Source organism: Nocardioides psychrotolerans (genome assembly GCF_943371775.1).
Taxonomy (GTDB): domain Bacteria; phylum Actinomycetota; class Actinomycetes; order Propionibacteriales; family Nocardioidaceae; genus Nocardioides; species Nocardioides psychrotolerans_A.
Genome location: NZ_CALRWD010000132.1, coordinates 1 through 5,918, shown reverse-complemented (window position 1 = coordinate 5,918; position 5,918 = coordinate 1). Strand labels below are relative to the sequence as shown.

General features: G+C 72.3%; 4 protein-coding genes. All 4 read left to right on the top strand.

Features of this window, described 5'->3' with window-relative positions:
• Window positions 1–932: acetyl-CoA C-acetyltransferase (locus AAG827_RS21850; protein ID WP_341928317.1), on the top strand; the 932-nt coding region annotated here is incomplete at its 5' end.
• A gap of 57 nt (window positions 933–989) precedes the next feature.
• Window positions 990–3,185 (top strand): 3-hydroxyacyl-CoA dehydrogenase NAD-binding domain-containing protein, encoded by a 2,196-nt coding sequence (locus tag AAG827_RS21845; RefSeq protein WP_341928316.1) that lies wholly within the window; start codon window positions 990–992, stop codon window positions 3,183–3,185.
• A gap of 159 nt (window positions 3,186–3,344) precedes the next feature.
• Window positions 3,345–4,058: an ABC transporter ATP-binding protein gene (locus tag AAG827_RS21840; RefSeq protein WP_341928315.1), complete on the top strand. Its 714-nt coding sequence runs from the start codon at window positions 3,345–3,347 to the stop codon at window positions 4,056–4,058.
• Window positions 4,033–5,574 (top strand): hypothetical protein, encoded by a 1,542-nt coding sequence (locus AAG827_RS21835; RefSeq protein WP_341928314.1) that lies wholly within the window; start codon window positions 4,033–4,035, stop codon window positions 5,572–5,574. Before AAG827_RS21840 ends, AAG827_RS21835 begins: the two co-directional genes overlap by 26 nt.
• The last annotated feature ends 344 nt before the right edge of the window (window positions 5,575–5,918 follow it).

The window sequence follows — 5,918 nt, the reverse complement described above, 5'->3', positions numbered from 1 at the left end:
CGGGCCTCGAGGCCGTCAACCAGGCCGCGTCCCGCGTGCGCGGCGGCTTCGAGGACCTGATCCTCGCCGGTGGCGTCGAGTCGATGAGCCGCGTGCCCATGGGCTCCGACGGCGGCGCGTGGGCCTCCGACCCCGCCACCGCCTTCAAGGCCGGCTTCGTGCCCCAGGGCATCGGCGCCGACCTGATCGCGACGATCGAGGGCTGGGACCGCCACGACGTCGACGCCTACGCCGCCGAGTCGCACCACCGCGCCGCGAAGGCGTGGGCCAACGGCTACTTCGGTGACGCCGTCGTGCCCGTCAAGGACATCAGCGGCCTGACGGTGCTCGACCACGACGAGACGATCCGCCCCGACACGAGCCCCGAGGGCCTCGCCGGCCTCAAGCCGTCGTTCGCCCAGATCGGTCGCGACGCGGGCTTCGACGACGTGGCGCTGGAGAAGTACCACTGGATCGAGAAGATCAACCACGTCCACCACGCCGGCAACTCCTCGGGCATCGTCGACGGCGCCGCGATCATGGCGATCGGCTCCGAGCAGGTCGGCAAGGACCTCGGCCTCACGCCGCGCGCCCGCGTGCTGGCGACCGCCGTCTCCGGCGCCGACCCGGTCATCATGCTGACCGGCCCGGCCCCCGCGGCCCGCAAGGCGCTGGCCAAGGCCGGCCTGACCGTGGACGACATCGACCTGTTCGAGATCAACGAGGCCTTCGCCGCCGTCGCCATGCGCTTCATGCGCGACATGGGCATCAGCCACGAGATCACCAACGTCAACGGCGGCGCGATCGCGATGGGCCACCCGCTGGGTGCGACCGGCGCGATGATCCTCGGCACGCTGATCGATGAGCTCCAGCGTCGCGACCTGCGCCGCGGCCTCGCCACGCTCTGCGTCGGCGGCGGCATGGGCATCGCGACCATCGTCGAGCTGGTCTGAGGACCACCGACCCCCTCGACGTACTCCTCTCTCTCGAACACCGAAGGAACCCACCACGTGAGCACCACCGCAACCGAGACCTCCGTGCACTACGAGCGTGACGCCGACGGCATCGTCACGCTGACCCTCGACGACCCGTCGTCGAGCGCCAACACGATGAACGAGCTCTACATCTCCTCGATGGCCGCGGCCGTCGACCGCCTCTACGACGAGGTGGACGACATCACCGGCGTCGTCATCGCCAGTGCGAAGAAGACCTTCTTCGCCGGCGGCAACCTCAAGGGCATGGTCACCGCGACCAAGGACGACGCCGCGTCGGTCTTCGCGATGGCGGAGGGCGTCAAGGCCGGCCTGCGCCGGATCGAGAAGTTCCCCCGCCCCGTCGTCGCCGCGATCAACGGCGCCGCGCTCGGTGGTGGCCTCGAGATCTGCCTGGCCGCCAACCACCGGGTCATCGTGGACGACAACAAGGTCGAGATCGGCCTGCCCGAGTCGAGCCTGGGCCTGCTGCCCGGCGGTGGCGGCGTGACCCGCGTCGTGCGCATGCTCGGCATCCAGTCGGGCCTGATGGACGTGCTGCTGCAGGGCACCCGCTTCAAGCCCGCTGCCGCCAAGGAGAAGGGCCTGGTCGACGAGCTGGTCCCGACCCGCGAGGACCTGGTGCCCGCCGCGAAGGCGTGGATCAAGGCCAACCCCGACGCGTCGGCCAACCCGTGGGACCTGCCCGGCTACAAGATGCCCGGCGGCAGCCCGAAGTCCCCGGCCCTCGCCGGCTTCCTGCCCGCCTTCCCGGCACTGCTGCGCAAGCAGACCAAGGGCGCGGTCTATCCCGCCGCCCGCGCGATCCTGGCCGCTGCGGTCGAGGGTGCGCAGGTCGACTTCGACACCGCCTCGCGGATCGAGTCGCGCTACCTGACGAACCTGATCGTCAACCAGGGCTCGAAGAACATGATCCAGGCGTTCTTCTTCGACCTCCAGGCGATCAACTCCGGCTCGCTGCGCCCGCAGGGCATCGAGCCCTGGAAGGCCACCAAGGTCGGCGTCCTGGGCGCCGGCATGATGGGCGCCGGCATCGCCTACTCCTGTGCCCGTGCGGGCATGGAGGTCGTGCTCAAGGACGTCTCCGACGAGAACGCCGCCAAGGGCAAGGCCTACAGCGAGAAGCTGCTCGACAAGGCCATCTCGCGCGGCAAGTCGACCGATGAGAAGAAGGCAGAGCTGCTCGGCCGCATCACCGCGACCGGCAACCCCGCCGACCTCGCCGGCTGCGACCTCGTCATCGAGGCCGTCTTCGAGGACCCCTCGCTGAAGGCCAAGGTGTTCGCCGAGATCGCGCCGTTCGTCAACCCCGACGCGCTGCTCTGCTCCAACACCTCCACGCTGCCGATCACCGAGCTGGCCCAGGGCGTCGACCGCCCGAAGGACTTCATCGGCCTGCACTTCTTCAGCCCCGTCGACAAGATGCCGCTGGTCGAGATCATCCGCGGTGCGGAGACCTCCGACCTCGCGCTGGCCAAGGCCTACGACGTCGTGCAGCAGATCCGCAAGACGCCGATCGTCGTCAACGACAGCCGCGGCTTCTACACCTCGCGCGTCATCGGCTTCATGGTCAACGAGGGCCTCGCGATGGTCTCCGAGGGCGTGCGCCCCTGGACGATCGAGCGGGCCACCTCGCAGGCCGGCTACCCGGCTCCGGTGCTGCAGCTGACCGACGAGCTCAACATGGAGCTGATGGACAAGATCGCCACGGCGACGCGTGAGGCCGCCGAGCGCGACGGCACCCCGCACACCGAGCACCCCGGCACCAAGGTCGTGGGTCAGATGCTGGCGGCCGGTCGTCCCGGTCGCCTGCGCGGCGCCGGCTTCTACGACTACGACGAGAGCGGCTCGCGCCAGTCCCTGTGGGCCGGACTCGCCGAGCTCTTCCCGGTCGCCGAGGAGCAGCCCTCCATCGAGGACGTCAAGGACCGGATGCTCTTCGCCGAGGCGCTCGAGACCGCCAAGTGCTTCGAGGAGGACGTCATCACGTCTGCCGCCGCGGCCAACATCGGCTCGATCATGGGCATCGGCTTCCCGCCGATGACCGGAGGTGCGGCGCAGTTCATGACCGGCTACGTCGGCAAGGACGGCACGATCGGCCTCCAGGCGTTCTGCGCCCGGGCCGACGAGCTCGCGGCGTCGTACGGCGAGCGCTTCGCGCCCACCCCGTGGCTGCGTGACCTCGCTGCGTCGGGCGGCTCCTTCCCCGCCTGATCGCTCCTGCTCCACCACCGCCCCGTCCGGGTCTCCCGGGCGGGGCGGTGCTCGTCGCGGCGCCTCGGGTGCGGACCCGGAAATGCCCGATCGGCTGATTTTGGGGATCCTGCGCTCGGAACTGCTGTGCGCGGCTCGCTCGTCCGCGAGGATGGAGCGATGACCGAGTCCCCGGCCGTCGTCGACGTGCGCTCGCTGCACGTGCGGTTCGGCGAGGTCGAGGCCGTGTCCGGCGTCGACCTCCAGGCCCACGCGGGCCAGGCCACCGCACTGCTCGGCCGCAACGGGGCCGGCAAGTCCACGACGATGCGCGTGCTCGCGGGCGTCGTCCCGCCGACCGCGGGCCAGGTGCTGGTCGCGGGGCACGACGTACGCACCGAGACGCTGCGGGTGAAGCAGGCCGTCGGCTACTGCCCCGACGTCGGCGGCCTGGTGCCGCGCGCGACGCCGTGGGAGCACCTGCAGCTCGCGGCGCGGCTGCGCCGCATGGACCACTGGGAGGAGCGGGCGCGCGACCTGCTGGAGCGCTTCGAGCTCGGCGACGTCGCCCACCGCGTCACCGCCGGCTTCTCGCACGGCATGGGCCGGCGGCTCTCGGTGCTGCTCGCGGCCCTGCACGAGCCCGAGGTGCTGCTGCTCGACGAGCCCTTCGACGGCGTCGACCCGATCGGGGTCGAGGCGACCTTCGACGTGATCAGCGACGCCCGCGCGCGCGGCGCCTGCGTGCTGGTCTCGACGCACCTGCGTGAGCTGGCGGTGCAGTCCTGCACGACCGTGAGCGTGCTGCGTGGCGGCTCGGCCGTCGCGACCGTGAGTGCCGGCGAGATGGCGGGCGAGGAGGGGGCGCGTGCCTACCGCGGTCTCCTCGACTGACGGCTTCGTCGCGGAGACTCGGCGGGCGGTGGCCGACGTCGGGCACCTGGTGCGCTTCCGCACGGCGTCCCTGCGGCGTCGTCGCGCGGGGGTCGTCGCGCTCGCCGCCTTCGTGGTGGTGACCCTCGGGGCTGCCGTGGTGCCGGCCTTCGTGCCCGGCGCGGGCGCCGGCTCCGGGCGGGCCCTGGACCTGCTGCTCCTGCTGCCGACGATGCTGACCGGCTTCCTCGCGCTCACGATCGTCTCGGCCACGGCGAGCGGCGGCGGCCGGGAGCTTCTCGCGCGCGACCCTGCCGCCGTACATCCCATCAGCCCGACCACCGACCACCTCGGCGCGCTGCTCCTGGCCCCCCTCAACATCGCGTGGCTGCTCCAGGCCTGGGCGCTGCTGGGGGTCACCGCTTTCGCGCTGGGGCCGAAGCTCTACCTCGCACAGGCCCAGGTGGTCGTCGTGCTCTGGCTCGGCGCCGCGACCGCGATCGCGCAGGTGCTGGCGTGGATCCTCGAGGGAGTGCGCCGCGTCCCGCACGGCATCGTCGGCATCCGGGCGCTGACGGTCGGGGTGCTCGGGGCGACCCTCGGCCTGCAGATCTCGGGCCGGCTGCTCCAGGTCTTCGACGAGCTCCCGACGCGCTGGGTGGTGGTCGGGATGGTGTCGGACTCGGTCGGGCGCTGGGCGCTGACCGTCGGGGTGGTGCTCGCGATGCTCGTCGGCGCCGTGGTGCTGGGCGCGGTGCCCGCCCACATCGCCGCGCACCGGATCCCCCAGGACGAGCTCGACGTCGAGAGTGGTCACCACCCGGCCCGGCGGCTCTCGCGCTCCGCGTGGGGGCAGCTGGTGCGGACCGACCGCGCGTCGGTGTGGCGGGCCGTGCCGATGCGACGCGGCGTCGCCGTGCTGGCCCTCGCGCCCGGTCTCGTGGCCCTCGCCGGCAACCTGCCGTGGGCGCAGCTGACCGTGCTGCCGGGGCTGGTGGCGTCGGGTGGCGCGCTGCTGTGGGGCGTCAACGCGTGGTGCCTCGACGGCCGCGGCGGGCTCTGGCGCGAGAGCCTGCCGGTCGAGCCCGAGACGGTCTTCGACGCGCGGGCCTGGGTGCTGGGGGAGTTCCTCCTCGCGGCGTCCCTCGTCACGGTGCTGCTGGGCGCTGTGCGCGCCGGGGTGCCGTCGGTCGCCGAGCTGACCGCGCTGGTCTGCACCCTGGTCGTCGTGACGCTGCAGGTCGTGGCGGCGTCGCTGCGCTGGTCGGACCAGCGCCCCTTCGCCGTCGACCTCCGCTCCGCGCGCGCCACGCCCGCTCCGCCGGTCGTGATGGTCGGCTACTCCGCCCGGCTCGCGCTCTCGACGACCGTCACCGGTCTGGTCTTCTCCGGGCTCGCCAACGTCGACGCGTGGCAGGTCTCCGTGCTCGTGGCCGTGCCGTTCCTCGCGTGGTCCACCGCCCGGCTGCTCCGCACCCGGCGGGCCTGGTGCGAGCCGGTCGGTCGGGCCCGGGTGATCACGGCCGTGGCGGTCTGAGGCTCGCCGAGTCGGCGTGATGTTGCACGTCGGGCGCCGAGTCGGCGCGATGTTGCAGGCCGGGCTGGAGCCCGTGCCCGGGTCGTGTGCCCGAGGCTGCGCCTGAGCGCGGTCCGCGACCCGCGACCCGGCTCCTGGTCGGCCGGGGTGCGCGGGCTGGTCGGGTCGTGTGCCGCTCGCCGCGCTGGAGCGCTGTGTGAAGGCTCAGGACATCGCGGACACATTAAGTCTCACGACATCGCGGACACCTGATCGGCTGTGTGGCCTTGGTTGGACGAGCCTGGGGCATGGCCAGGGATGGAGTGCCGGTGTCTCCGGAGTTCGCAGCGTTGGTGGCGCGCTAT